Raw genomic sequence first — 23,194 nt, forward strand, 5'->3', positions numbered from 1 at the left:
CCCTGAAACAAATAAAAAACTCCTTTTGCAGAGTCCTGCAAAGGAGTTTTCCCAATGAAAAGCTATCTATATCCCTCAGCATTGGCAGGCTTCCCCGGCTCCTGGACCTCAACCAAATATCTGAAAGCCTCCGGCTGAGAACCATCCAAATCATGAAAATGATACATTTTCGCCAGCTCCCCGCTTGAAAAGGATCCGCCGTTCAATCGTTTTTTTTCAGGATCTTTTGCAATGGCACTAATTGCCCGTCCTATATACCTTGGTGTCTCAGATATCACAAAATGAGGCTCCTTTTCGGTGGCATCCTTCCAATTCTCCTCTGTGACCCCAAACACCTCGAGCATAATTTCAGAACGCATCCATCCGGGTGAAACAGCAACCGCGGTGCAATCATAAGGTGAAAGTTCATGGGCCAATGCTTTGGCCATACGGATGACAGAGCTTTTGGCCAAGTCATAATACAGAGACACCCGGTAGCGATCTTGATTATACTCTTCTGTTCCGTCCGTTACTTCGACTACTAATCCCCCTTTGTTTCTGATCAGAAGCGGAAGGGCATAATGACTTGTGATAATATGAGTATCAATCGCCAGACGAAGCATTCTCATTCCCTTTTCCATGGAATGCTCCCAGACAGGAATGTCCCATTCAATCAAATTTTCGCCTCCCCATATATCATTAACGAGGATATCCAGCCTGCCCTGTTCTTTCTCAATCTTTTCAATCAATGACTGCACCTGATCCGGTATAAGATGATCCACTTGAACAGCTATTCCAGTTCCGCCCAGCTCATTTACCAATTCAGCTGTATCTTCAATGGTTTCCTTTCGTCCATATTCCGATATCTGATTTCGCGTTGTACGGCCTGTAACATACACCGTCGCCCCTGCTGCACCGAGTTCCATGGCGATGCCGCGGCCAGCTCCCCGTGTTCCGCCGGCCACAAGTGCCACCTTCCCTTTTAATGATGTCATTCAGATCTGCCCCCTTTTGTGTTATATGTATACTATAATCATTAATGTTGACATCTAATGTCATATTTAAAACTTTTTTTCAGGGGTGAACAGATTGCGCGCAGACAGACTCATTGCGATCGTACTATTGCTTCAAAATAACGAAAGAATGACCTCGAGGGAATTGGCAAAAGAATTAGAAGTAACGGAGCGAACCATACACCGGGATATGGAAGCCTTGAGCGCTGCTGGCATCCCTGTTCTGGCTGAACGAGGAAAATTCGGCGGCTGGAAACTGCTTGAGAATTACAGAACAAATCTTACCGGATTAAAAGCTGCTGAAATCAAAACACTGCTTCTCTCCCCCTCCTTTGAGCACCTTGCAGACCTTGGCATCAGCAATGATTGGAAAGAAGCACGACAGAAACTTCTGGCTGCTATTCCTGTCCCACTAAAAGAAAGTGTGAAGGACATTTCCAACCGAATTCATATCGATACCAGCACGTGGAGGGAAACACCACGGGAATTGAAGTCTTTTGGAATCGTCCAGCAGGCGGTTTGGGAGGAGAAAAAACTTCAGATTCAATACGAAAAAGCAGATAAACAGACAAGCGAAAGAATAGTTGAGCCGCTAGGACTGGTCGCCAAAGGGAACACTTGGTATCTTATAGCTGCTTCTGATGCAAAGATAAAAACCTACCGAGTTTCCAGAATAATTGATGCCGTGATGATTACTGAGAACTTCAGCAGGCCGAATGACTTTGATCTCGCTGACTATTGGCAGGAATCGAAGCAGACATTCATTAGCAGCCTGCCTAAATTTGAGGTGGAAGCGGAGATTTCACCAGCCATTCTTCAGCGGATTAATTTTACTGGCCGATTTGTTCAGGTACTTCACACGGATTCGCCTAAGGAAAATGGATGGATTCCTGTAAGCCTTAGCTTTGATACCGAACAAGAGGCAAGAGAGTATATTCTTGGGTTTGGGAATCAGATTAAGATTGTATGCCCTATTTTCCTAAGAAAAAGTGTGAGGGAGATGGCTGAGGGTGTTATTGATTTGTATAAGGAAAATGAGTAATAGCAGAGAAAAGATTTCTCTGGATGACCAGCGCATTTCCCGAGACTGAGTCCCATTATTTCAAAACCGGGCCTCAATCATTTCTTGGGCTCGGTTTTGTTAATGGATCAGGGTACATTTAAGGACTTTAAACCTATCTTGCCTTATCCTCTATACTTGATCGTTAGTCCTTTTAAGAAGTTTCTGGCAAAATTGTCTAAGCAAACTTTATAATTTTTATGCCCTTCTTTTCTTAAAAAAGCTCCGAGCTCTCCTTTTGATACGTTTAATCCAGCTTTTTTGAATACATCTATCATGTCCTCTGTCGTTAAGGACAGGGCGATTTTGATTTTCTTTAAAAGGATATTGTTTATGTTTGAATAATTTTCAATGGTCGGTTCTGGCGTATTTGTTTGACCTGGTTTTGGCTCCTGTCTACCTCTCTTATAGATAATAAAACCATTTAAAAAAGAATTTAACATACTATTTGTCAATTTTATTTGTCCGTCATTTTCTTCTTCCTCATCAGACTTTTTGAGGATCCTTACCACCTCTGGCACGGACACTTCCTCTCCTCCAAGTTTAAAGATCTCAGCCATTTCACTATTTTTGATTTCTAACGCGTATCTCAAACGAATTAATATATCATTATTATCCATGATTTTCATTTCCTCCTAATTTGATGCTCTTTGCTGCTTAACTATCTTCAGTCTATCATCACAATAGCCTCATAATACATAGAAAACAGAAACAATTATCTTCTGATTGCCTAAAGAGAAATATATGAATGGCACAAAAAAGCCGCACAGCATCCCACTATGCGGAAATCATATGTATAGTTGGCGGGACCGCCTGGGAATCGAACCCAGCTAACCTGGCACGCAGGTCACAAGCGGTTTTGAAGACCGTGGAGGGCACCAGCACCCCAATCAGCCCCGTAAAGACTCTTCCTATTATAAGGGCAAATGGTGCTGCTTTCAAGACTTATGCCTCCTTTCTTGTCGTTTCACGGGACAAGGCTTATAATAAGAACAGGAAAATATGTGTGTAGGTGAAGGAAAATGCTAGAAGGTTGGTTTATGTATTTTATATTGTTCTGGGTTGTCATTCTGATTTCGTTCTTTGCGATTGGCGGCTTTTTTATGTTTCGCAAATTTTTAAAGCGCATGCCGAAAGAAGATGGCAAATCGGATTTGGATTGGGAAGAGCATTATGTCAATGAAACGCGGCATCTGTGGCAGCAGAGAGAGAAGGATCTGTTGGAGGATCTGGTAAGTCCGGTTCCGGAACTGTTCAGGGATGTTGCAAGAATGAAGATTGCCGGTAAAATTGGAGAACTTGCTGTAAATGAAAAGGCAGATCAAATTGATCAGGATCTTCTGATTCGAGGCTATATTCTAGCCACACCGAAACGTGACCACAAATTTCTGCGCAAGAAATTGACAGAAAAACAGATAAGTATCACGCCCTATGAACATTTATTCTAAGCCATTTCGGAACGCCGGAATGGTTTTTTATTTTTTCCGACTTTAAGAAGGATACTCACCACCTTTATTGAATAGAAATGGAGAGTAACTCTATTCATAAAGGAGTAATCCAATGACTACAAAAGAAGTCTTATTAAAACAGCTATCCGCCTGCCTCGACCAGCCCAATTGGTTTGTCCCGCTATCACCTGCCATCGGAGGATTATCAGCAAAAGAAGCATCCTACAAGTCAGGAACCGGTAATTCCATTTGGCAGATCGTTACCCACCTTACCTTCTGGAATGACCGCTATCTAACCAGATTCAAAGAATTGCCGCTCTCCCAAACCCATGTCGCCAATGACGAAACATTCAGCACCAATGAATCCGTTACTGAAGAGGATTGGCATTCTGCTATAAAAGCTCTTCAAAACGTCTTGACTGAGTGGATTAAAGCCCTGGAAGAATGCAGTGAAGAAAAGCTTCTCTCCTCCGCCTATAAGGAACCGATCGAATCCTGGTCGTCTGTCATTTCGAACTTAACCATCCACAACGCCTATCACATTGGCCAAATCGTAGAAATCCGGAAAATGTATGGACTATGGGACCCCAAAAATGGAGTCCATTAAATATCCATGCAAAAGCCGCCGAACGCAATACCCGGCGGCTTTCAATCTATTAAGTTGTTTTGGGATTCCCCGATCCGTTCAGGTCGTGATGAAGCTTCCGATAATTCATATACATGGCAATTCTCCACGGTACAATCATCGAAAATGCGAGAATCCAGAACATGCCGCTCAGCTGACCATAGTCGATTGTTGAGCTAAGAGCTATTTTTCCAATGATGCGGATTACAAGCAACCCTATTAATATAAAAGCAAATGCTTTGGAGCGCTTCAGATAAATTTCGCTGTCCCTGATTTCAAATGAGGATGTTTTAATTAAAAGCATGGAAAACAGCAATCCAACTGTGGCCGCTTCCAGAATCTCCAATGGAGTAACACGAAAATAAGGAACGGTAAACATAAAAGCACCTGTGCTCATAAAAATCGGCGGCAAGATAATTTTCTTGGCCGAAGCCGGCTTTTTTGCAGCCTTCATGCGGATGAACATAGCGAAGATTGCCATAAATACGGCACCGATTGATGAAATTAATACAAAGTCCATTCGATTTCATCCTCTATTTCATTTGATTACTAACCATATTATATCTTAATAAGCTTAATTAAGGTACTCAGAAGGATAAAAGTTCATCAAAAAAAGCCACTCCAGCTGATACCCGGACACATCCGTATGTCCAAGGTACCCCGAGTCAGCTCTTAACTTAATACCCGATTTACCGCTTCAAGTACACGGCCTTCATCAAATGGTTTTATAATAAAATCCTTCGCGCCAGCTTCAATGGATTCAACCACTACCTTCTGCTGGCCCATGGCTGAACACATGATAACCTTTGCATTAGGGTTGTCCCTCTTAATTTCCCGGACAGCCTCGAGCCCGCTCATTTCTGGCATCGTAATATCCATCATCACCAGATCTGGCTTCAGATTTAAGAATAGGTCCACGGCTTCCTTTCCGTTTTCCCCTTCTCCCACAATTTCATGGTCGGCTTTTTTCAGAATGCTGCTCAGCGTAACCCTCATAAACTTCGCATCATCAACTATTAAAATTCTCGCCACCGCTGTTTCCCCCTTGTAGTGCATTGGAAGCTATATCTCTATTATACTACATACATAGTAAAAAATACCCAAATAACATTTATTAAAACATCTGGCAGAAAAAAATCATTCCTTTAGAGAGATACAAAATTCCACTCCGTAAGAACACATATTTCAATATATCGAACTATCAGATATATTTCAATTGAAAGAATATGACAAATTTCGACCACCTGTCATAGCCCTTTTTCCTTATAACATAAAAAAGACACATTCCTAACTTGAATGTGCCCATGCTCTTAGAAACCAGTAAATCCGCCAAATAACGGTGAAAGGAAGATAATGATTTTTGTCATCCAGTCAAAGAATAAAACTACACCCATGATCATCATCAGCACACCGCCGATTTTCATAATCTTGGCGCTGTTTCGCCTAATCCATTGCATTTTCCCTAGGAAGAAGGAAAGAACAAAGAATGGAATAGCAAAGCCAAGAATATAGGCAATCATGTAAACCATTGCAGAATTAGGATTTGTGACCGCTAATGACCAGACCGCCCCTAATATTGGACCTGTACATGGGGTCCAGCCTGCAGCGAATGCCATTCCGATCAAAACAGATCCCAGAAGGCCCGATGGACGATTCTTAAATTCAAACCGCCTTTCTTTCATAAGAAATTCGGGCTTAATAATGCCTACAATTAATAATCCAAATATAAATACAAAGATGGCGCCAATTTGCCTGATTAAATCCTGGTATTGCTGAAAGAATTGACCAAGCAAGGTAGTTCCAAACCCAATAGCGATAAAAATGGCCGAAAATCCGATCAGGAAAAATAGTGTATGAAGCATGCTCCTTCTCTGCATCATCGCATTTTCTTCTTTAATCTCCCCTACAGACATTCCGGTGATATACGATAAAAATGCCGGATATAATGGCAGGCAGCAAGGTGAAACAAAGCTTAAAAACCCTGCCCCTAATGCAATAAATACATTCAAATCTGTCATAGTCACAACTCCTGATACTCATTCATTCCAATTTCATTCTAACAAATCCCATCCAGAAAAGATAATGGATAGTATGTGAACATTTTGTGTCACCAGCTGCTACTAAAATTCATATTAATTTTCAACCTGGAACATGTAATTTTAATGTAAATGTTACTAAAGTTTAAAACAAGTTTCTTTTGAATTTATTACCATAATTCGATATACTAGTATAGATCTTAACAAATTCTGTTATTATCTTTCAGCTTTTGACATGGATTCAAATTGGCAGAGTATAGCCTACATATAAGAAATGATCAGAGAGGAATTATTGGCCGTGTGTAAACAGGAACTGCTTACATTAATCGAACAAAAAAGAACAGAGTTAATTCAAGTGGCCATGAAAAGCGGCTTAAGCTCTGCCGCAGCAATCCGATACAGCCAGGAATTGGATGCCCTATTAAATGAATATAACCGAAGCTTCATTAAAAAAGTGCAGACACATTAAGAAACAGCCATGCAACCAATGCAGGCTGTTTTTTACATTTCGTTCCTATGGTTCTAAGCAGTTATTTATTAATAACAATCGATAATTTATAATTTGCATGCTTATTCAAGTCTGTTAAAAATTGATCTAACCGACCATTAGACTGAAATTTGCATTCAAGTATATAACAGCCATCCCCGCTGATTTTAAAATTATGTATGATTTCCTGCTGTGTTTTTACGAAGGTCAGATACGGCTGATGATTCATACTTTGAGTAATAACCGTAATAAAAGCATGGATGGAATACCCTAATTTCTCCTGGTTCACTTTGATTGTGTATCCCTCAATTACGCCCTGATCTTCTAATTTTGCCACTCTTGATGCGGCTGCCTGGCCAGTTAAATGGACTTTCTCTCCCAGCTCCTTCATGGTGATCCGGCTGTTTTTGGAGAGTTCCTCCAAAATACGCTGATCCGTGTGATCCAGCATTTTTTCAACTCCTTTCACTTTTCAAGTTAAACGGCAAAAAGACTTGATTTTATCTATGTAAGTACCAATGGGTCTTAGTATAAACTATAGGTAAATCAAAGAAAAGGAGTACATTTATATGATTATACAGCAAATCCGCAACGCTACACTCGTTGTCAATTATGCAGGGAAAAAGTTTTTAATTGATCCCTTTTTATCCGAAAAAGGGACTTACCCGCCTTTTCCAAATTCATTAAGACAAGATCAAAACAATCCTTTAACAGAGCTTCCAGCCTCCATTGATGAAATTATTCATAATGTGGATGCTGTTATTGTCACCCACCTGCATTTAGACCACTTTGATGATGCAGCCAAACAGGCATTGCCAAAGGACATTAAAATGTTTGTTCAAAATGAAGAAGATGCTGCTGAAGTAAAAAATACAGGTTTTAATAATATTGAAGTCCTCCATGAGAATACTGTTTTTGGAGATATCCAACTAATAAAAACAAAGGGCGAACATGGCAGGGGGGAAATTTTAAAACTGGCCGGTCTCGTTTGTGGAGTGGTCTTCAAACATCACAGCGAAAAAACACTTTATGTAGCAGGAGATACAGTTTGGTATGATGCTGTTCAGGAAGTCATTAAAAAACACAGACCTGAAGTCATTGTTGTAAATGGCGGAGATAACCAGTTTCTTGAAGGCGGCTCGCTTGTTATGGGGAAAGAGGATATTTATGAAGTTTCCAAAGCTGCCCCGGATGCCAAGATTATTTCTGTCCATATGGAGGCAGTCAACCATTGGACACTATCAAAAGAAGAGTTAAATAGCTATAGTAAAGACAAAGGCTTTTCCGATCAACTATTAGTGCCTGAAGATGGAGAATCTTACTCCTTTTAATAGACGAAAAGACGTGTGGCCATTCACACGTCTTTTCTATTACCCTACTGCATCCTCCACTTTTTCAGAAGTTCCATTCTGCAACAGATACATTTTATGATACAAACCCCGCTTTGCCAGCAATTCCTGGTGCGTTCCTCTCTCTACTATTTCCCCCTGATGAAGAACGAGAATCAGTTCAGCATCCTGTATGGTAGACAAGCGATGAGCAATCGCAATTGTTGTGCGGCCCTTTCTCATTTCTTCCAGTGCTGTCTGAATAGCTTCTTCTGTTTCAGTATCAATATTAGCTGTTGCTTCATCCAGCACAAGAATTTTCGGTTTGGCAGCGACCGTTCTTGCAAAAGCAATGAGCTGTCTTTGCCCGCTTGAAAAAGTCGATCCCCTCTCCACCACAGGATGGTCATAACCGTCTTCCAACTTTTCTATGAAAGTATGAGCCTGAACAAACTGAGCCGCAGCTTTAATCTCAGCATCTGTCATGCTTTCATTGTGCAGCATGATGTTATCCTTAATCGTCCCGTAAAAAAGGAAAGGATCCTGAAGGACAAGCCCCATTTTTGTGCGCAATTCTTCTGCTGGGTAGGACTTAATGCTTCTTCCGTCAATGAGTATATCACCGCGTTCATATTCATAGAATCGCATCATTAAATTAATGATAGAGCTTTTGCCGCTGCCGGTATGGCCTACGAGAGCAACGGTTTCACCCGGTTTGGCAGAAAATGAGATATTTTTCAAAACATCCCTTTTGCCGTCATAGGAGAAGCTGATGTTCCTGAACTCAATCTCTCCCTCGCTGATTTCAGCAGAATTGCAGTCCTCCTGTGCTGGGGCAAGTTCCTTTTCGTCCAGCAGCGCAAACGCTCTTGAAGCGGCAATGATTGCCTGCTGATACATGGAAAGCCTCATCATGATCTGATTCACAGGCTCAAAGAAGCGGTCAAGATAGCTGACAAAGGCATACAGCACACCGATTTCGATCGGATTGTTAAAGGAAGAAATGCCAAAGAAGCTCAATACAATAATAAGGGCCAGTACATACACAAGGTCGATGGCAGGCCTTAACAGCAGCCCATCCATTTTGATATTGCGCATACCTGCTTGATAATGCTGCTCATTGATATCGCCAAATTCCTTCCGCAGCCTTTTTTCCTGCCTGAATACCTGGATGATGGACATTCCCTGCAGTGATTCACTCAGCTTAGCATTTAGCTGGCTCAGCCTTTCCCTTAAGTCCTTATAAAATACTGAACTGTATTTACGGTACGTACGAATGATCATAAAAAGAATCGGGAGAATCACCAGGCAGAATAAAGCCAGCTTCACATTCAGGATAAACATCGCTACAAATATCCCTGTCAGCAGGAAGGCACCCTGAATGAAGGTAACCAGGACACTGACAAACATATCTTTAATCGCCTCTGTATCATTGGTAACCCTTGATACAATGCTTCCGGCAGGCGTTTTATCAAAGTATTTCAAGCCCAGTGACTGAACTTTTGAAAAAACATCCACACGCAGCTGCTGAATGATTTTCAGTGCTATTTCCTGAAATTTCAGCAGCTGAAAATACGATACCAGCACATTCATGATCTGAATGCCCAGATAGGCTGCACCAAGGGCAAATAACGGCTCGAAAACCAGGTTCCTTGGTGTTAAAAAATCATCAATAAAAATTTTAACAAGAATCGGCCCCAGGATGTCACCAACCGTAGTTAACAGAAGCAGACTGAAGGCAAGTATAATTGTTTTCTTATGCGGTTTTGTATAGGAAAGCAGCCGGAAAAGGACCTTCCGCTGCTCTTTCCCCTTCATAATCGGTGTCTTTTCCATCGTCTTATCCCCCATGCTCCACAAGCTCTTCCAGCTGCTGGCGCAGATACATATTCTTATACCAGCCTTCTTCATCCATCAGTTCATTATGTGATCCCTGCTGAACAATTTTCCCTTCATCCAGCACCAATATGAGATTCGCATGCTGAATGGCGCTCAGCCTGTGAGCTGTTATGATCGTTGTCTTGCCTGCCCGCTCACCACGTAATGAAGTGAGGATCGCTTCCTCTGTTTTCGCATCAACAGCAGAAAGGGAGTCATCCAAAATCAATACTTCAGGATTCATCACAAGGGCCCTTGCAATGGAAATACGCTGCTTCTGCCCTCCAGAAAGCGAGACCCCTCTTTCACCCACAACGGTTTTATAGCCATCTGTGAACTCGAGAATATCTTCATGGATATTGGCCAGTTTTGCTGCCGCATAAATATCTTCAAGGTCTGCATCCGGCCTCGTGAAAGCGATATTTTCCGCAACGGTGGCCGAGAACAGGAAGTGCTCCTGTGGGACATAACCAATCGCTTCCCTCAGTTTTTCGATTTTATAGCGATTTATTGGATGTCCGGCAAAAAGAATTTCCCCTTTATAGCCTTCAAACTCACGGAGCAATAGCTTCAGCAGTGTGGTTTTGCCAGCACCCGTTTTACCTGCTACGCCGAGAGTCTCTCCTCTTTCCAGTCTAAAATGAATATCCTTAAGCAGCGCTTCCTGTTCACTAGGATAGGCGAATTCCTCAATCCTGTACTCAATATCACCGCTTGGAACTTCATTGATGCCGGTCTCATCATCCTTTATATCGATTTCTTCTGCAAGAAGAGCAGAAACTCGATCATAAGAGGCTCGGCCTCTCTCGACAATGTTGAACAGCCAGCCAAAAGCGAGCATTGGCCAAATAAGGAGACCCAAGTAAGTTGTAAATGATACCAGCTGCCCGATTGTCAGCTCTCCTGCGATAACATATCTTGATCCAAATGCAATAGACAGGAAGAAAGAAATCCCTACAATAATGCTGATCGTCGGATCAAATAAAGAATCAACCTTTGCAACAGAGATGTTCTTTTGCACTACATCTTCAGACTGCCTCCGGAAATCTTCAATATCTTCTTTTTCCTGGCCGAATGTTTTTATCACTTTAATTCCTGAAACACTTTCCTGAGTTTTGTCATTCAGTGAAGAAAAAGCCTCCTGTGCTTTATGGAACCGTTTATGAAGAAGTGTTCCATACCAGCTGGTAAGAAGTGCCATGAAGGGCATCGGAATCAAACAGATCAGCGTCAGCTTCCAGCTGATTGTTGCCGCCATGGCGATTATAACGAAGCCGCCTGTCGCCAGTGAATCGACAAAGGTTAGGACCCCAGCTCCAGCCGTCTGCTGAATCGCCTGCAGATCATTTGTCGCATGGGCCATCAAGTCCCCCACCCGCTTTTTCTGGTAGAAGGACTGTGACATATTCGTAAAATGCTGATAAAGCCTGTTGCGCAGGAGTTTGGACAACTTAACGGCTGATCCGAAAATCATGATGCGCCAATAATAGCGGAGCACATACATCATGAGGGCTGTAACAGCAAGTAGTCCTATCCACATTAATAATGCTTTTGCAGTCAGCTCACCATTTTTAATGGAGTCGACCACAATGCCGACCACCTTTGGTGGAACCAGCTGAAGCATTGCCACAAATAGCAGCAGAATAATCCCGTTTACATAAGCCTTTTTCTCCTGTTTAAAAAACCACATCAAATCAAAAAAAACCTTCATACCCCATCCCCCGAAATCCAATACATAATAGCTTAAATAGTTTAACAAATATTAAGAAAATAAGGAAGATTTTTTCTCACAAGAAAAAAAGCACCCATTTGGATGCTTTATTGACCTAATGCTTCTATTCGGTTTATTAGGCTTGTTGCCTCATTAATGGTAGTAAACAGCTCTGAGTTCTCCAGCTGATCCAGAGCAAGGTTGCCGTTCTCCAATACTTTATTGATTTCAGCCAGAAGCGCTTCATTCTGGGTCACCAGCTCCTGATGAACATCTTCTGCCAGCTTCGGGATATCCTGAAGGGCGATAAATTCTTCAACTTCCTGCTTAAGTGTCAACAATCTTCCTTCAAGTTCCTGCTTCAATGCAGGATCCGCTGCCGCCTCCTGAATCATTTGCGGCGCCTCTTCAGCAAAGTCGCTTAATGTATTGATATGCTCAGTCGCTTCATTAACATAGTCAATGGAATTATTCACTTCACCCAGAACGGAACAGCCGCTTAATAACATAGAAACGGTAAGGAGCCCTATTAGAATTACTTTTTTCATTTGCTCGTTCCTTTCATGATTTGTCATAGTATATATACGGTCTGTATAAAAGAAGGTTTCATTTTGGATATAAAAAAACCACCTTCCTTGTATTGTAACAGAAAAGTGGTTTCCGATGGGATGCTTGTCCCTGATTACTTGCCAGTCTGCTTGTTCATGGCATTCATCATTTGGTTGATCTTCTTTTGAGATGGCTTCATGCCCATTTGCATCATCATCATTTTAAGCATTTGTTCATTAATTGGCGGATTTTTCTCTAGGTAGCTCATCATATATTTTCGAGCAATGAAAAATCCTAGTGCTACACCGGCAAGAAGCGCCAGTACACCAACTAGAATGTACATACCCATACTAACTTCCTCCTTCATGTTGTCTATCATACAGTGTACTAGACCAAAGGTTATTATACAATATTTGCTTCAGTTTTTCTCTTATTTTAGACGAACTTTCTCTCTTTTATCGGTTTTAGCCACCCATAGCGCTTATGCTGGAGGTCAACAGCCAGAAAGGAAGACTCGCTTTTTCGCAGCACTTCGAAAAAAACTGTCTCTGCCTCATAGCTGCCGGCCGCTTCTAAAACCAGACTCCGTTCAAAAACTTCAAGCTTAGCCCTGCTTCTTTTACTCATCTCTATATAGTATGCACTTTTTTCTATGATAAAGTCTTTTTTTCTCTGGAGCTGCTGGTGGATATATTGATGCACTTTTAAACCCGGGATTGGCTTAGTCACAAAATCAATTTGCTTCGATAGAATAGCCTTCATTTCACCTGACGAACGCTCATACTCTTCAAAAAGCTGAAAAAACATCCGCTCTCTGCCAAAATAATGGGACGCAAATTCATCTTCTATTAAATACAATTGATAAGCTCTCATCTGGCCCCTCCTTCCGGGACAATCCATTTCTTTCAATTATAAGTAAACGAATTCAAGGAATGTGTCTGAAGATGTTAAAAACTTTCACTAATTTTGTCGAAAGCGAAGAATTCAGTTGATTATGAGGATTCTTGGTGGAAGAACTGCTAAATTAGCTGATCAAACTATTTACTATGTCAATTTCCCGGTTTTACTGAAATGTAATCCTTTTTTTGAAACACATCACACAAAAAAGGAAGAGCCTCTCAGCTCTCCCTCGTCAATTAATATTATCCCTGCAGCAATGCTTTTACGCGTGCTACAACGTTATCAACTGTGAATCCGTATTCTTCCATTATCTTCTCACCTGGTGCAGATGCGCCGAAGGTATCGATGGCAAGAACATCGCCTTCATCTCCTGCATAACGGTGCCATCCAAGTGAAGATCCCATTTCAATGGCAAGACGTTTTTTGACTGTCTTAGGAATTACGCTTTCTTTGTACTCTTTTGATTGAGCCTCGAAGCGATCCCAGGCAGGCATGCTTACTACAGATGCATGGATGCCTTCGCCTTCAAGCGCTTTTTGAGCTTCAACTGCGAGGCTAACTTCAGATCCTGCAGCAAGCAATAATACATCCGCATTGCTGTTAGAAGCTGGAGAAACAACATATCCGCCTTTTTGAACGCCTTCGTATGCCGCTGAATCCGTTCCTTTTAATGTAGGAAGGTTTTGACGAGTCAATACTAATGCAGTCGGCTTATTTGTTGATTCGATTGCTGTTTTCCAAGCTGCTGCTGTTTCATTGCCATCAGCAGGACGGACAACAGAAAGGTTTGGCATTGCACGCAATGCTGCAAGCTGTTCTACAGGCTCATGCGTTGGGCCATCTTCACCGACAGCGATGCTGTCATGTGTGAACACATACGTAACAGGCAAGTTCATAAGTGCAGCCAGACGGATCGCCGGGCGCAGGTAATCAGAGAACACGAAGAATGTTCCGCCGAATACTTTTAATCCGCCGTGAAGCGCCATTCCATTCAATGCAGCACCCATTGCAAATTCACGTACACCGAACCAGATGTTGCGGCCATCAAATGATTCAGCCGTAAAGTCACCCGTCCCTTTTATCATTGTTTTGTTAGAGCCTGCAAGGTCTGCAGATCCCCCAAAGAATGAAGGCAGGTTCTGAGCGATAGCATTTAGCACTTCTCCGGAAGAAGCGCGGCTGGCAAGGCTCTTTCCTTCTTCATAAACAGGGATGTCTTTATCCCAGCCTTCAGCAAGCTCACCATTGATCGCCTGCTCTAGCTGTTTCCCTAACTCAGGATGGGATTCCTTGTATTGAGCAAAAAGGTCTTCCCATTCCTGCTGCTTTTTCGAACCGTTTTCAACAACTTGCTGCTTAAAGTGATCATATACTTCCTGTGGCACATGGAAGTCTTCTTCAAATGTCCATTTATAAGCTTCTTTTGTTAATTTCAATTCATCAGCACCAAGAGGAGCGCCGTGAACATCAGATTTGCCTGATTTGTTTGGAGAACCATAGCCGATGACTGTTTTCACTTCAATCATTGTCGGGCGGCTTTCATCCTGTTTCGCTTCTTCAATTGCTTTTGCGATTTCGTGAAGATCATTGCCGTCTTCTACACGGATGTACTGCCAGCCGTAAGACTTGAAGCGCTGTTCAACACTTTCAGAGAAAGACTTATCAAGGTCTCCATCAAGTGAGATATCATTTGAATCATAAAGAACAACCAATCTGCCCAGCTTCAAGTGGCCGGCAAGGGAAGCAGCTTCAGCCGAAACGCCTTCCATAAGGTCTCCGTCACCGCAGATGCTGTATGTATAATGATCAACAACATTGAAGTTGTCTTTATTGTATGTTGCAGCCAGGTGGCGTTCAGCCATAGCCATACCGACAGCCATAGCAATACCTTGTCCTAATGGGCCTGTTGTTGCGTCAACACCAGGTGTATGGCCGAATTCAGGGTGACCAGGCGTCTTGCTTCCCCACTGTCTGAACTCTTTAATGTCATTCATGGAAACATCATAGCCGGAAAGATGAAGAAGGCTGTATAAAAGCATAGAGCCATGTCCGGCAGAAAGAACAAAACGGTCACGGTTGAACCATTCTGGATTTTTCGGATTGTGGTTCATGAAGCGTGTCCAAAGTGTATAAGCCATTGGAGCAGCTCCCATTGGCATGCCCGGATGGCCGGAGTTCGCCTTTTCAATGGCGTCAATTGATAAAGTGCGAATGGAACTGATAGAGAGTTCATCTGTGTGATTAAACATTCAATACATCCTTTCGAGTAGTAATTCTTCACTCTTTTAATATTATCGGGTGTCCCTTTTTTTCACAACCAATAGGGTCAGATAAGGGACAAAAAAAGCCGGTTTGTTACTATATTGACACAAAAAGATCCGGCATATGTAAAAAAAGCGGAGATAGTCAGTATTGCCATCTCCTCTATTAAAAGAAGGAATACAGCGCAGTGTATCCCTTGCAATTATATTATTAGTGAAGGCGGTTTTTATTTTGGAATTCTTTCAGTTTTTTCGGAGTTACATCGTTCCCTTTCGGGTCAACGATTGTAACGCCCTTCAGCGTGTTTAACATGCCGGAGCGGAAAGTCTCCAAATACTCTTTGCGGAGAGAAGTCTGCTCTTTCGCTTCTGCTTCTGTTAATCCGGATTCCTTGGCCTTCTTTGCCAGTTCATTAATTCGGGCAAGTTTTTGTTTTGGCAGCATATATTAAAGCTCCTTTATATCAAAAGTTTACCTTTGAATAATTCTGATGGAAGTTTTTTTTATACAGCAGCTTCAGATATGGAACAATACTGAAACTCAAATGCCATCATACTAAAAATGAGCACTTTTGACAAGAAAAGTGCTCTACTCAGCATGTGAATCAATATGTTCTTTATACCTTCTATGGACAGTTGCTTTGGAAATATTATAGCCAAACCCCTTAAGCGTCGCAGCAATTTCAGCAAATGTTAACTCGTTTTTCCTCAGCCGGACAATTTCCTCTATTGGCACTTCTATTCTTTCCCTGCCGCCATTTGCACCCTGATTACTTAGGTTTTTCTCGGGCCTGTATCCTTTATCAACAGCCCTTTGCATGCCGCGTCTGATTTTGATGTTATGCAGCTTTCTCTGATACTCCTCTACCATCCCTACAATGCTAAGCACCATCGAATCTGATTCCGAAAGCTCCAGCTTGCCGTTATTAGAAATGCTGTATAATTGGGCTTCTTCTTTAAAGATGCAATGGAGAATCGCAATCTTGGCATTTCCCCTCCCCAGCCTGGTTTCATCCTGGATGAGAACAACCTTAATATCCTTTTTTTTAATTAAGTCTAAAAGTTCCAATATACCGTCTCTTTCGAGATCGTATCCGCTAGCCTGTTCGCGGATGACCTTGACTACTTCAAAGTCATGCTTTTCTGCCAGGTTCAAAAGCTCTTCTTCCTGTCTTGAAAGGGACGTTTCCTGAGTATCCTTTGTTGTACTAACTCTGCAGTAAATTATTGCTTTCATAATTTCTCCTTATTTGTTAAGGTCTGAACTCGCAAGCTCTTTATATGGCTGGTCATCCAGGGCTTTTACTGGAATAACAATTTCATCACCCGGAAAAATCCTTCCTGCCGCTATCCCATTATTTCGTTCTACCCAATTTATAAATTGATCTGTTGTCAGAGAATGCTCAGAAGAAAAGTTTTCAGCAATCCCCCATAAAGAATCACCTTCTGCAACAGTGACTTTCACAAACTTTTCCGTATCAGGTGTTTCTATCTGCACAAGCATTATAAACGATGCTGCCAAGCTTAAAACGAAGAGAATAATAGCATAAGAATATGATTTCCACAATTTTTTCAGCATAATATACCACCTCGAAAGAATGTATGTTCGTATGTGTTGATTTCATTATAGACCGAACATTTGTTTTGTGTCAATATAAATTCGAACTTATGTTTGTATCATATGGTAATTGATGCTATAATTGAGACAACAAAACACATACGAGGTGCGTAAAGATGGTGAAATTATCAAAAAGGCAGCAAGACATATTGGAGTTCATAAAAGAAGAAGTTAAATTAAGAGGATATCCCCCTTCTGTAAGAGAAATCGGGGAAGCAGTGGGCCTTGCTTCAAGCTCGACCGTTCACGGTCACCTGGCCAGGCTTGAAAGCAAAGGGCTTATCCGTAGAGATCCAACTAAACCTCGCGCCATTGAGATTTTAGATTTGGACGAGGCTTCTAACATTCCCAAGGTCAGTGCAGTCAACGTTCCGATCGTCGGTAAAGTAACTGCAGGGCAGCCGATAACGGCAATTGAAAATGTTGAAGAATACTTCCCTCTTCCGGAAAGAATGGCACCTGCTGACGAGCATGTTTTCATGCTTGAAATCATGGGCGAAAGTATGATTGAAGCAGGAATACTTGATGGAGATTATGTAATTGTCAAACAGCAGAGCACTGCCAATAATGGGGATATCGTGGTGGCCATGACAGAGGAAGATGAAGCAACTGTCAAAAGATTCTTTAAAGAAAAAGACTTTATCCGTCTGCAGCCGGAAAACTCGACAATGGAACCAATTATCCTCCGCAATGTTTCTATTCTTGGCAAGGTTATAGGCGTTTACCGTCATATGCACTAATAGATTATTAAAAAGCAGGCACCTCTGCCTGCTTTTTGTTTTTTCCATTTTTAAGAAGGTTATCAGTTCTTATTACCTGGTACTATCAGTTAAATCCTACGAAAGTCACTGATACTTTTCTTTTAGCATAAGGTTACAGTCATGTATGACTAATTTATTATTCAGAAAATTCGGTATTTTTATGCATGTTATTTTATAGTTACTTTCTATATAATGGTAATACACCGAGAATCAACCTAAGGTCGCTTGTCCAAAATCTCGACTTTAGGAGTGTGAAGAAAAAATGTTTTTGAACATTACCTTCGCTTTGTTGATTGGTGGGCTGGTCGGTGTCGTTGGACATATTCGGAAAGAAGGCAAAATGGTTAAACCCAGAAGGACAAAAAAATTCATCTATCTGGGGGTCTTTGAAGAGGTAATTATGGGGGCTTTAGCGGCTGTTTTTTTGGTCGTATCTTCAGATCCTGACTCTGCCTTAAAGGTAGTTCTACTGGCGGTGATTGCAGGATTTGGAGGAGATGCACTGCTGACATGTCTCGATTTCTTAAAAATAAGACACAAAGAATAGAGAGATGCAGAGAAATAGAAATTGGTTAAAACCTCGTTCATTTGGAAACGGGGTTTTTGCATTTTTTACATTAAAAACCCCTGACTTTATCAGCCAGGGGTTTTCATATTTTCTTAGTACATGCTCAGGTACTGCTCGCGCTCCCATGGATGCACTTGCGTACGGAACAACCCTCTGGCTTTGCATTTTTAAGCAAACTAAAAAACTAATTATTAAATTGACTTCTTCATCCCACAATTACTACACTCTCAGCTAAAGCTATCGGGGTTCATTATATTACTATCGGCTATTGGGAATTGACTAAGAGTTTTCCCAGGAAGAACAAATTAGAAAAGCTTGCAGAGTTTTATGGAGCACTTTTGAGGAAATTACTGAAGAAAATTATTAGAGCCCTCCTCGAGTGAGACGCGCTTTTGACTTCTTCTTACTAAAGAAGCAGGATTATCATCCAAGGTGAATTTGTTGGTAACTATTGATGTTAAGCTATTTTACAGTATCTAGCAAAATAGGTCACCAATAACAGGAATATCTGAAACAAGATCACAGAAAAATTCGCCAACATCTCCAAACACATCTTCAAGAGCCTCGCCTATTTCTTCTAAAGCATATCCCAGATCATTTAATATACTTGCAACAATATCGTTTGTTACATCGAACACACTGTTTAGAAGTTGAGCAATGGCTTCAGCTGAAAAGGAAAAAGCATCTCTGAGAATCTGACTTATTTGCAACAAAGATGATTCGAAAACTTGTTGAAGAGCAGTCGCAATCTCGTTGAAAGCAACCCCAATCGCATTTAAGATTATAGCGGCTGCTTGAGCAGCCAATCCAAATACTTGTTGAAGAGCAGCCGCAATCTCGTTGACAACAAACCCGATCCCTTTTAAGATTTCAGCCGCTGCTAGGGCAGCTAGTCCAAATATTTGCTGAAGAGCAGCCGCAATCTGGTTGGCAACAAACCCGATCCCTTTTAAGATTTCAGCCGCTGCCAGGGCAGCTAGTCCAAATACTTCTTGAAGAGCAGCTGCAATCTGGTTGACAACAAACCCGATCGCTTTCAAGATTTCGGCTGCTGCTAAGGCTGCTAGTACAAATACTTCTTGAAGAGCAGCCGCAATCTCGTTAACAACAAACCCGATCGCTTTTAAGACTTCAGCCGCTGCTAAGGTAGCCAATCCAAATACTTGTTGAAGAGCAGCTGCAATCTCGTTGGCAATAAATCCAATTACTTTTAGGATATTCGCCGCTGCTTGGGCAGCCAGTCCAAATACTTCTTGAAGAGCAGCCGCAATCTCGTTGGCAACAAACCCGATTGCTTTTAGGATATTCGCCGCTGCTTGGGCAGACAATCCAAATACCTGTTGAAGAGCAGCCGCAATTTCGTTGGCAACAAACCCAATTGCTTTCAAGACTTCAGCCGTTGCTTGGGCAGTCAATGCAAATACTTCTTGAAGAGCAGCCGCAATCTCGTTGGCAACAAACCCGATTGCTTTTAAGATTAGTGACGCAACCTGAGCACCCAAACCGAAAACCTGTTGAAGCGCTTGAGCAACCTCCGTAACAACAAAACCGATGTCCTTTAAGATAGTGGCCGCAGCCTGAGCACCCAAACCGAAAACTTGCTGAAGCGCTTGAGCAATTCCAATTACATCAAACCCCAGCGATCTTAGAAGATTGGCAGTTTCCGAAACTCCTAAGTCAAATACTGTTACAATTGCACCTGCTACCTCGAGTGCAGTGAATGCCTCGTTGGTAAGAATTAAGGCACTTTGTTGGAAAGTTAAAAAAAACTCAGCATTTAATTGTTCTGCAATCTGCGTGGCTGTATCACCCTGAATATTTAACTGGCGGGCACGAATGACAGGATCGTTATCAATTCTAAATCTAATTGGAACGTTCTGATTATTAAGAAACGTATTTGGTGCGACCGTAACAACAACAGGGTCTAGTTCAATAGGTGCAAGTTCTACCCCATTTCGAGTAACTTCGTTTACCTCAACGAGAAATTGAACTTGATCTCCTGGTTGAACATTTCTTGCTCTCCAGTTAACTCTATAATTGCTTTCGGAATTTGCGAGAATTTCTAACTGATCGAGTGTAACACCTGTCGTCAGATTTTCTATGGTTACAGTAATATAGCCTTGAAGTGAGTTATCAAATGTACTTGGGGCAGGCGTACCGTCTCCTATCGGCGGTAACCAGACAAATGAAAGTCTAGGGTCTAACGAACCATTAAGGGACTGAAATGGTGATATTCTAATTGAGCTCTCTTGTTCCATTTTTATATCTCTCCTTTTAATTTATTGCTTACATGATTCAATATATGTAAAGGAGTTAAATTTGAAAGGGACAAGCTTCCTATGTACATTTTATTTTAGGTGAGTGTTACTGCCTGTTTTTTAAAAACTTACTTTGCTGTTAATGGGTTTTTTGTTTTGCAAGTGGGAAGTTTTTCGTAAATATTCATTTGGTCTGAAATAATAAAAAACTCCAGTCCAAAGGATAGAACTAAAATGGAAATTTTATTTCCGATAAACTATATGAATGAGCTAAGGTGATGATTTTGCAGCTCTTCCGCTTTTATTATTCCGCAATCTTGCGCTTTTCTTTAATAAGAGGGCGTCTTTTTGTATTGCCCCAACACATTTAAGAGATTATATATTGTTAGGTAAAGAAAAGATTGTGAAGATTTCTACATAAACAAATCGGGGCATTACTTAAAGAACGGCTGCCGTTTTACAGCATTCTTTTTATTCAACTATAGAGGCAGGTTAATTTAAAAAGAAAAAGGAAAAAATTAAATTTTGTAGGGTTGGGGCAATGATGATTCCTTTTATCGTTTTAATCGTGCCCTAAATATGTCCTTAAATAAGTTTATTGCTTTAAAATGGGGCATTTTTCGGGCAAAGCAAAAAACATAACTATTAAAAAATTTCTGCCCGAATACAAAAACCCCTCAACACCAATGGTGTCAAGGGGTTTACTTTTTAGTACATGCTCAGGTACTGCTCGCGCTCCCATGGATGCACTTGCGTACGGAACATATCCCACTCGATTTCTTTCGCCTCAATGAAATGTTCAAAAATGTGATCGCCGAGGGCAGAAACAATTACCTCATCTCTCTTTAGTTCTTCAAGGGCTGCTGCCAATGTAGGAGGCAGATCCTTGATTCCCTCTTCCTCACGCTCTTCTTTTGTCATGACATAGATATTGCGGTCCACTGGAGCAGGAGGAGTCATTTTATTTTTGATTCCGTCCAGGCCAGCTTTTAATAATACAGCCATAGCCAGGTATGGGTTTGCAGCAGGGTCAACGCTCCGCACCTCAACACGTGTACTTACTCCGCGGGAAGCAGGGATACGGATGAGCGGTGAACGGTTTTGTGCAGACCAGGCAACATAGCAAGGTGCTTCATAACCAGGAACCAGACGCTTGTATGAGTTAACGATAGGGTTTGTCACAGCTGTAAATGCAGTTGCATGGTTCACGATACCAGCAATAAAGTGGCGGGCATCATCACTTAATTGAAGATCGCCGGTTTCATTGAAGAATGCATTTTTTCCATCCTTGAAAAGTGAAACGTTGCAGTGCATTCCGGATCCGCTGACTCCGAATAATGGCTTCGGCATGAATGTCGCATGCAAGCCATGCTTGCGGGCAATGGTTTTAACAACTAGCTTGAATGTCTGAATTTGGTCACAAGCTGTTAAAGCATCCGCATACTTGAAGTCGATTTCGTGCTGGCCAGGTGCAACCTCATGGTGGGAAGCTTCAATTTCAAAGCCCATTTCTTCTAGCTCAAGTACGATATCACGGCGGCAGTTTTCGCCAAGATCAGTTGGAGCAAGGTCGAAGTATCCGCCATTGTCATTTAGTTCCAGAGTCGGTTCCCCTGCATGGTCAAGCTTAAAAAGGAAGAATTCCGGTTCAGGCCCTAAGTTAAAATCAGTGTATCCAAGGTCTTCCATTTCTTTAAGGATGCGTTTTAGGTTGCTGCGCGGATCGCCAAGGAATGGAGTTCCATCTGGATTATAGATATCACAAATCAGACGTGCCACTTTGCCTTTTTCAGCAGTCCAAGGAAATACTACCCAAGTATCAAGGTCTGGATATAGATTCATGTCAGACTCTTCAATGCGCACAAAACCTTCAATTGAAGATCCATCAAACATCATTTTGTTATCCAGCGCTTTTTCAAGCTGGCTGATTGGAATTTCCACATTCTTAATTGTTCCAAGGATGTCCGTAAACTGTAAACGGACAAATTTCACATTTTCCTCTTCTGCAATACGTTTAATATCTTCTTTAGTAAACTTTGCCAATGGTAGTTCCTCCCTTAAATTTACATGAATGATTTATTTTTTGCTCTGTTAATGCGCGCTCGGAAATCCAAGACAGTATCAACGAGCTTAAAAACGGCTTTCTTAATGGAAAAAGCGGTGGATGTTGCACTGCCGGGATGAAGAGCGATTAAAACGCCCTGCCTGCACAATTTCCTTGCGAAGAAGTTTCCGGATTTCTTCATCCGATAGATCGCGTCTCGCTTTTTCAGCTTCTTTATTCATGGTTTCAGTTAGCGCTTGCTGTTCTTTAACGAAAAATAGCTGCTTGATCCCGGCCATATTTACGCCTTGATCAATTAAATCTTTGATTTCCAGAAGGACATCGATGTCGTTCAAGGAAAAAAGCCTTCTATTTCCGTCAGTTCTAGCTGGAGAAATTAATTGGTGTTCTTCATAGTAGCGAATCTGCCTTGCAGTCAAGTCAGTCAGCTGCATGACGGTACCAATTGGGAAAAGCGGCATGGAACGTCGAATTTCGCTTCCAGTCAACTTTTTCTCCCCCTTTTCAATTACTTCTTGAGTTTATTATATGTAATGTCAGAAAATGTGTCAATACTATGTTAGATTTTATGACATGATTTTTTCAAAAAATTTTTGCCTTTCATATTTTCATATAATTCTCAGTAAAGCAAAGGGACAGCTAACTATGT

At 41.6% G+C, this 23,194-nt stretch carries 25 protein-coding genes and 1 tRNA gene; 7 read left to right on the top strand and 19 right to left on the bottom strand.

Annotated features, from left to right (window positions below; translation table 11 throughout):
• Nucleotides 1–62 precede the first annotated feature (62 nt).
• Nucleotides 63–974 (bottom strand): SDR family oxidoreductase, encoded by a 912-nt coding sequence (locus tag AC3WTL_RS07080; RefSeq protein WP_492369253.1) that lies wholly within the window; start codon nt 972–974, stop codon nt 63–65.
• 94 nt (nt 975–1,068) lie between these two features.
• On the opposite strand from AC3WTL_RS07080, the gene AC3WTL_RS07085 reads away from it, so the two are divergent.
• Nucleotides 1,069–2,034: a helix-turn-helix transcriptional regulator gene (locus AC3WTL_RS07085; protein ID WP_222496922.1), complete on the top strand. Its 966-nt coding sequence runs from the start codon at nt 1,069–1,071 to the stop codon at nt 2,032–2,034.
• Nucleotides 2,035–2,177: 143 nt separating this feature from the next.
• Here the strand turns inward: AC3WTL_RS07085 and AC3WTL_RS07090 are convergent, their stop codons facing one another.
• Both AC3WTL_RS07090 and AC3WTL_RS07095 read right to left on the bottom strand, forming a co-directional pair.
• Complete coding sequence (locus AC3WTL_RS07090; RefSeq protein ID WP_222496923.1) at nt 2,178–2,672, bottom strand: YehS family protein; 495 nt, start codon at nt 2,670–2,672, stop codon at nt 2,178–2,180.
• A 181-nt stretch (nt 2,673–2,853) separates the two neighbouring features.
• Nucleotides 2,854–2,950: transfer RNA gene (locus AC3WTL_RS07095), tRNA-Sec, on the bottom strand.
• A 124-nt stretch (nt 2,951–3,074) separates the two neighbouring features.
• Here AC3WTL_RS07095 and AC3WTL_RS07100 point away from each other — a divergent pair.
• On the top strand, nt 3,075–3,500 hold the full coding sequence (locus AC3WTL_RS07100; RefSeq protein WP_048008916.1) for a DUF2621 domain-containing protein: 426 nt from the start codon (nt 3,075–3,077) through the stop codon (nt 3,498–3,500).
• 112 nt (nt 3,501–3,612) lie between these two features.
• Complete coding sequence (locus AC3WTL_RS07105) at nt 3,613–4,107, top strand: DinB family protein (protein ID WP_222496924.1); 495 nt, start codon at nt 3,613–3,615, stop codon at nt 4,105–4,107.
• A gap of 49 nt (nt 4,108–4,156) precedes the next feature.
• On the opposite strand, the gene AC3WTL_RS07110 is transcribed toward AC3WTL_RS07105, so the two are convergent.
• From AC3WTL_RS07110 to AC3WTL_RS07120, 3 genes are all read right to left on the bottom strand, one after another.
• Nucleotides 4,157–4,645 (bottom strand): CcdC family protein, encoded by a 489-nt coding sequence (locus AC3WTL_RS07110; protein ID WP_197214921.1) that lies wholly within the window; start codon nt 4,643–4,645, stop codon nt 4,157–4,159.
• A 152-nt stretch (nt 4,646–4,797) separates the two neighbouring features.
• Entirely contained in the window at nt 4,798–5,157 is a 360-nt protein-coding gene (locus AC3WTL_RS07115) for a response regulator (RefSeq protein WP_282956688.1), read from the bottom strand.
• Between the two features lie 278 nt (nt 5,158–5,435).
• Nucleotides 5,436–6,143 (bottom strand): cytochrome c biogenesis CcdA family protein, encoded by a 708-nt coding sequence (locus AC3WTL_RS07120; RefSeq protein WP_222496926.1) that lies wholly within the window; start codon nt 6,141–6,143, stop codon nt 5,436–5,438.
• 316 nt (nt 6,144–6,459) lie between these two features.
• On the opposite strand from AC3WTL_RS07120, the gene AC3WTL_RS07125 reads away from it, so the two are divergent.
• Nucleotides 6,460–6,630 carry an aspartyl-phosphate phosphatase Spo0E family protein gene (locus AC3WTL_RS07125; protein WP_048009069.1) on the top strand — a complete coding sequence of 57 codons (171 nt, stop codon included), beginning with the start codon at nt 6,460–6,462 and terminating at the stop codon, nt 6,628–6,630.
• A gap of 61 nt (nt 6,631–6,691) precedes the next feature.
• On the opposite strand, the gene AC3WTL_RS07130 is transcribed toward AC3WTL_RS07125, so the two are convergent.
• Nucleotides 6,692–7,099, bottom strand: coding sequence for an Lrp/AsnC family transcriptional regulator (locus AC3WTL_RS07130; RefSeq protein WP_248346985.1), 408 nt, complete (start codon nt 7,097–7,099; stop codon nt 6,692–6,694).
• A 118-nt stretch (nt 7,100–7,217) separates the two neighbouring features.
• On the opposite strand from AC3WTL_RS07130, the gene AC3WTL_RS07135 reads away from it, so the two are divergent.
• Nucleotides 7,218–7,979 carry an MBL fold metallo-hydrolase gene (locus tag AC3WTL_RS07135; RefSeq protein WP_492369254.1) on the top strand — a complete coding sequence of 254 codons (762 nt, stop codon included), beginning with the start codon at nt 7,218–7,220 and terminating at the stop codon, nt 7,977–7,979.
• A gap of 39 nt (nt 7,980–8,018) precedes the next feature.
• On the opposite strand, the gene AC3WTL_RS07140 is transcribed toward AC3WTL_RS07135, so the two are convergent.
• From AC3WTL_RS07140 to yneA, 9 genes are all read right to left on the bottom strand, one after another.
• Entirely contained in the window at nt 8,019–9,812 is a 1,794-nt protein-coding gene (locus tag AC3WTL_RS07140) for an ABC transporter ATP-binding protein (RefSeq protein WP_492369255.1), read from the bottom strand.
• Nucleotides 9,813–9,816: 4 nt separating this feature from the next.
• Complete coding sequence (locus AC3WTL_RS07145) at nt 9,817–11,565, bottom strand: ABC transporter transmembrane domain-containing protein (protein WP_492369256.1); 1,749 nt, start codon at nt 11,563–11,565, stop codon at nt 9,817–9,819.
• A gap of 107 nt (nt 11,566–11,672) precedes the next feature.
• Entirely contained in the window at nt 11,673–12,113 is a 441-nt protein-coding gene (locus AC3WTL_RS07150) for a DUF6376 family protein (protein ID WP_492369257.1), read from the bottom strand.
• Nucleotides 12,114–12,247: 134 nt separating this feature from the next.
• Nucleotides 12,248–12,463 carry a YneF family protein gene (locus tag AC3WTL_RS07155; protein WP_009330559.1) on the bottom strand — a complete coding sequence of 72 codons (216 nt, stop codon included), beginning with the start codon at nt 12,461–12,463 and terminating at the stop codon, nt 12,248–12,250.
• 86 nt (nt 12,464–12,549) lie between these two features.
• On the bottom strand, nt 12,550–12,987 hold the full coding sequence (sirA, locus tag AC3WTL_RS07160) for a sporulation inhibitor of replication protein SirA (RefSeq protein WP_048008923.1): 438 nt from the start codon (nt 12,985–12,987) through the stop codon (nt 12,550–12,552).
• A 269-nt stretch (nt 12,988–13,256) separates the two neighbouring features.
• A complete protein-coding gene (gene tkt / locus AC3WTL_RS07165) occupies nt 13,257–15,263 on the bottom strand; it encodes a transketolase (RefSeq protein ID WP_404358835.1) in 2,007 nt (668 codons plus the stop codon).
• A gap of 223 nt (nt 15,264–15,486) precedes the next feature.
• Nucleotides 15,487–15,720, bottom strand: coding sequence for a DUF896 domain-containing protein (locus AC3WTL_RS07170; RefSeq protein ID WP_009330562.1), 234 nt, complete (start codon nt 15,718–15,720; stop codon nt 15,487–15,489).
• A 144-nt stretch (nt 15,721–15,864) separates the two neighbouring features.
• Nucleotides 15,865–16,512 (bottom strand): YneB family resolvase-like protein, encoded by a 648-nt coding sequence (locus AC3WTL_RS07175; protein WP_492369258.1) that lies wholly within the window; start codon nt 16,510–16,512, stop codon nt 15,865–15,867.
• Nucleotides 16,513–16,521: 9 nt separating this feature from the next.
• Nucleotides 16,522–16,854 carry a cell division suppressor protein YneA gene (yneA, locus tag AC3WTL_RS07180; protein ID WP_394583708.1) on the bottom strand — a complete coding sequence of 111 codons (333 nt, stop codon included), beginning with the start codon at nt 16,852–16,854 and terminating at the stop codon, nt 16,522–16,524.
• 155 nt (nt 16,855–17,009) lie between these two features.
• Between yneA and lexA the strand changes: the two genes are divergently transcribed.
• Entirely contained in the window at nt 17,010–17,633 is a 624-nt protein-coding gene (lexA, locus tag AC3WTL_RS07185; RefSeq protein ID WP_048008928.1) for a transcriptional repressor LexA, read from the top strand.
• Between the two features lie 283 nt (nt 17,634–17,916).
• Complete coding sequence (locus AC3WTL_RS07190; protein WP_009330566.1) at nt 17,917–18,201, top strand: DUF4257 domain-containing protein; 285 nt, start codon at nt 17,917–17,919, stop codon at nt 18,199–18,201.
• Nucleotides 18,202–18,698: 497 nt separating this feature from the next.
• On the opposite strand, the gene AC3WTL_RS07195 is transcribed toward AC3WTL_RS07190, so the two are convergent.
• The 3 genes from AC3WTL_RS07195 to AC3WTL_RS07205 form a co-directional block, all read right to left on the bottom strand.
• A complete protein-coding gene (locus AC3WTL_RS07195) occupies nt 18,699–20,480 on the bottom strand; it encodes a phage tail family protein (protein WP_492369259.1) in 1,782 nt (593 codons plus the stop codon).
• A 708-nt stretch (nt 20,481–21,188) separates the two neighbouring features.
• Nucleotides 21,189–22,523, bottom strand: a complete 1,335-nt coding sequence (glnA, locus tag AC3WTL_RS07200; protein WP_048008929.1) for a type I glutamate--ammonia ligase — start codon at nt 22,521–22,523, stop codon at nt 21,189–21,191.
• Nucleotides 22,524–22,625: 102 nt separating this feature from the next.
• Nucleotides 22,626–23,033 (bottom strand): MerR family transcriptional regulator, encoded by a 408-nt coding sequence (locus AC3WTL_RS07205; protein ID WP_492369260.1) that lies wholly within the window; start codon nt 23,031–23,033, stop codon nt 22,626–22,628.
• Nucleotides 23,034–23,194: the final 161 nt, after the last annotated feature.

The sequence above is a fragment of the Cytobacillus sp. EB106-05-05-XG126 genome (genome assembly GCF_058791715.1).

Bases quoted from the DNA above. Each gene is read 5' to 3' on its own strand.
- AC3WTL_RS07150 (WP_492369257.1), bottom strand. From the start codon at position 12,113: ATGAAAAAAGTAATTCTAATAGGGCTCCTTACCGTTTCTATGTTATTA.
- AC3WTL_RS07195 (WP_492369259.1), bottom strand. From the start codon at position 20,480: ATGGAACAAGAGAGCTCAATTAGAATATCACCATTTCAGTCCCTTAAT.
- AC3WTL_RS07130 (WP_248346985.1), bottom strand. From the start codon at position 7,099: ATGCTGGATCACACGGATCAGCGTATTTTGGAGGAACTCTCCAAAAAC.
- AC3WTL_RS07135 (WP_492369254.1), top strand. From the start codon at position 7,218: ATGATTATACAGCAAATCCGCAACGCTACACTCGTTGTCAATTATGCA.
- AC3WTL_RS07105 (WP_222496924.1), top strand. From the start codon at position 3,613: ATGACTACAAAAGAAGTCTTATTAAAACAGCTATCCGCCTGCCTCGAC.
- AC3WTL_RS07110 (WP_197214921.1), bottom strand. From the start codon at position 4,645: ATGGACTTTGTATTAATTTCATCAATCGGTGCCGTATTTATGGCAATC.
- sirA (WP_048008923.1), bottom strand. From the start codon at position 12,987: ATGAGAGCTTATCAATTGTATTTAATAGAAGATGAATTTGCGTCCCAT.
- yneA (WP_394583708.1), bottom strand. From the start codon at position 16,854: ATGCTGAAAAAATTGTGGAAATCATATTCTTATGCTATTATTCTCTTC.
- AC3WTL_RS07175 (WP_492369258.1), bottom strand. From the start codon at position 16,512: ATGAAAGCAATAATTTACTGCAGAGTTAGTACAACAAAGGATACTCAG.
- lexA (WP_048008928.1), top strand. From the start codon at position 17,010: ATGGTGAAATTATCAAAAAGGCAGCAAGACATATTGGAGTTCATAAAA.
- tkt (WP_404358835.1), bottom strand. From the start codon at position 15,263: ATGTTTAATCACACAGATGAACTCTCTATCAGTTCCATTCGCACTTTA.
- AC3WTL_RS07155 (WP_009330559.1), bottom strand. From the start codon at position 12,463: ATGGGTATGTACATTCTAGTTGGTGTACTGGCGCTTCTTGCCGGTGTA.
- AC3WTL_RS07145 (WP_492369256.1), bottom strand. From the start codon at position 11,565: ATGAAGGTTTTTTTTGATTTGATGTGGTTTTTTAAACAGGAGAAAAAG.
- AC3WTL_RS07190 (WP_009330566.1), top strand. From the start codon at position 17,917: ATGTTTTTGAACATTACCTTCGCTTTGTTGATTGGTGGGCTGGTCGGT.
- AC3WTL_RS07080 (WP_492369253.1), bottom strand. From the start codon at position 974: ATGACATCATTAAAAGGGAAGGTGGCACTTGTGGCCGGCGGAACACGG.
- AC3WTL_RS07120 (WP_222496926.1), bottom strand. From the start codon at position 6,143: ATGACAGATTTGAATGTATTTATTGCATTAGGGGCAGGGTTTTTAAGC.
- AC3WTL_RS07170 (WP_009330562.1), bottom strand. From the start codon at position 15,720: ATGCTGCCAAAACAAAAACTTGCCCGAATTAATGAACTGGCAAAGAAG.
- AC3WTL_RS07100 (WP_048008916.1), top strand. From the start codon at position 3,075: ATGCTAGAAGGTTGGTTTATGTATTTTATATTGTTCTGGGTTGTCATT.
- AC3WTL_RS07090 (WP_222496923.1), bottom strand. From the start codon at position 2,672: ATGGATAATAATGATATATTAATTCGTTTGAGATACGCGTTAGAAATC.
- AC3WTL_RS07140 (WP_492369255.1), bottom strand. From the start codon at position 9,812: ATGGAAAAGACACCGATTATGAAGGGGAAAGAGCAGCGGAAGGTCCTT.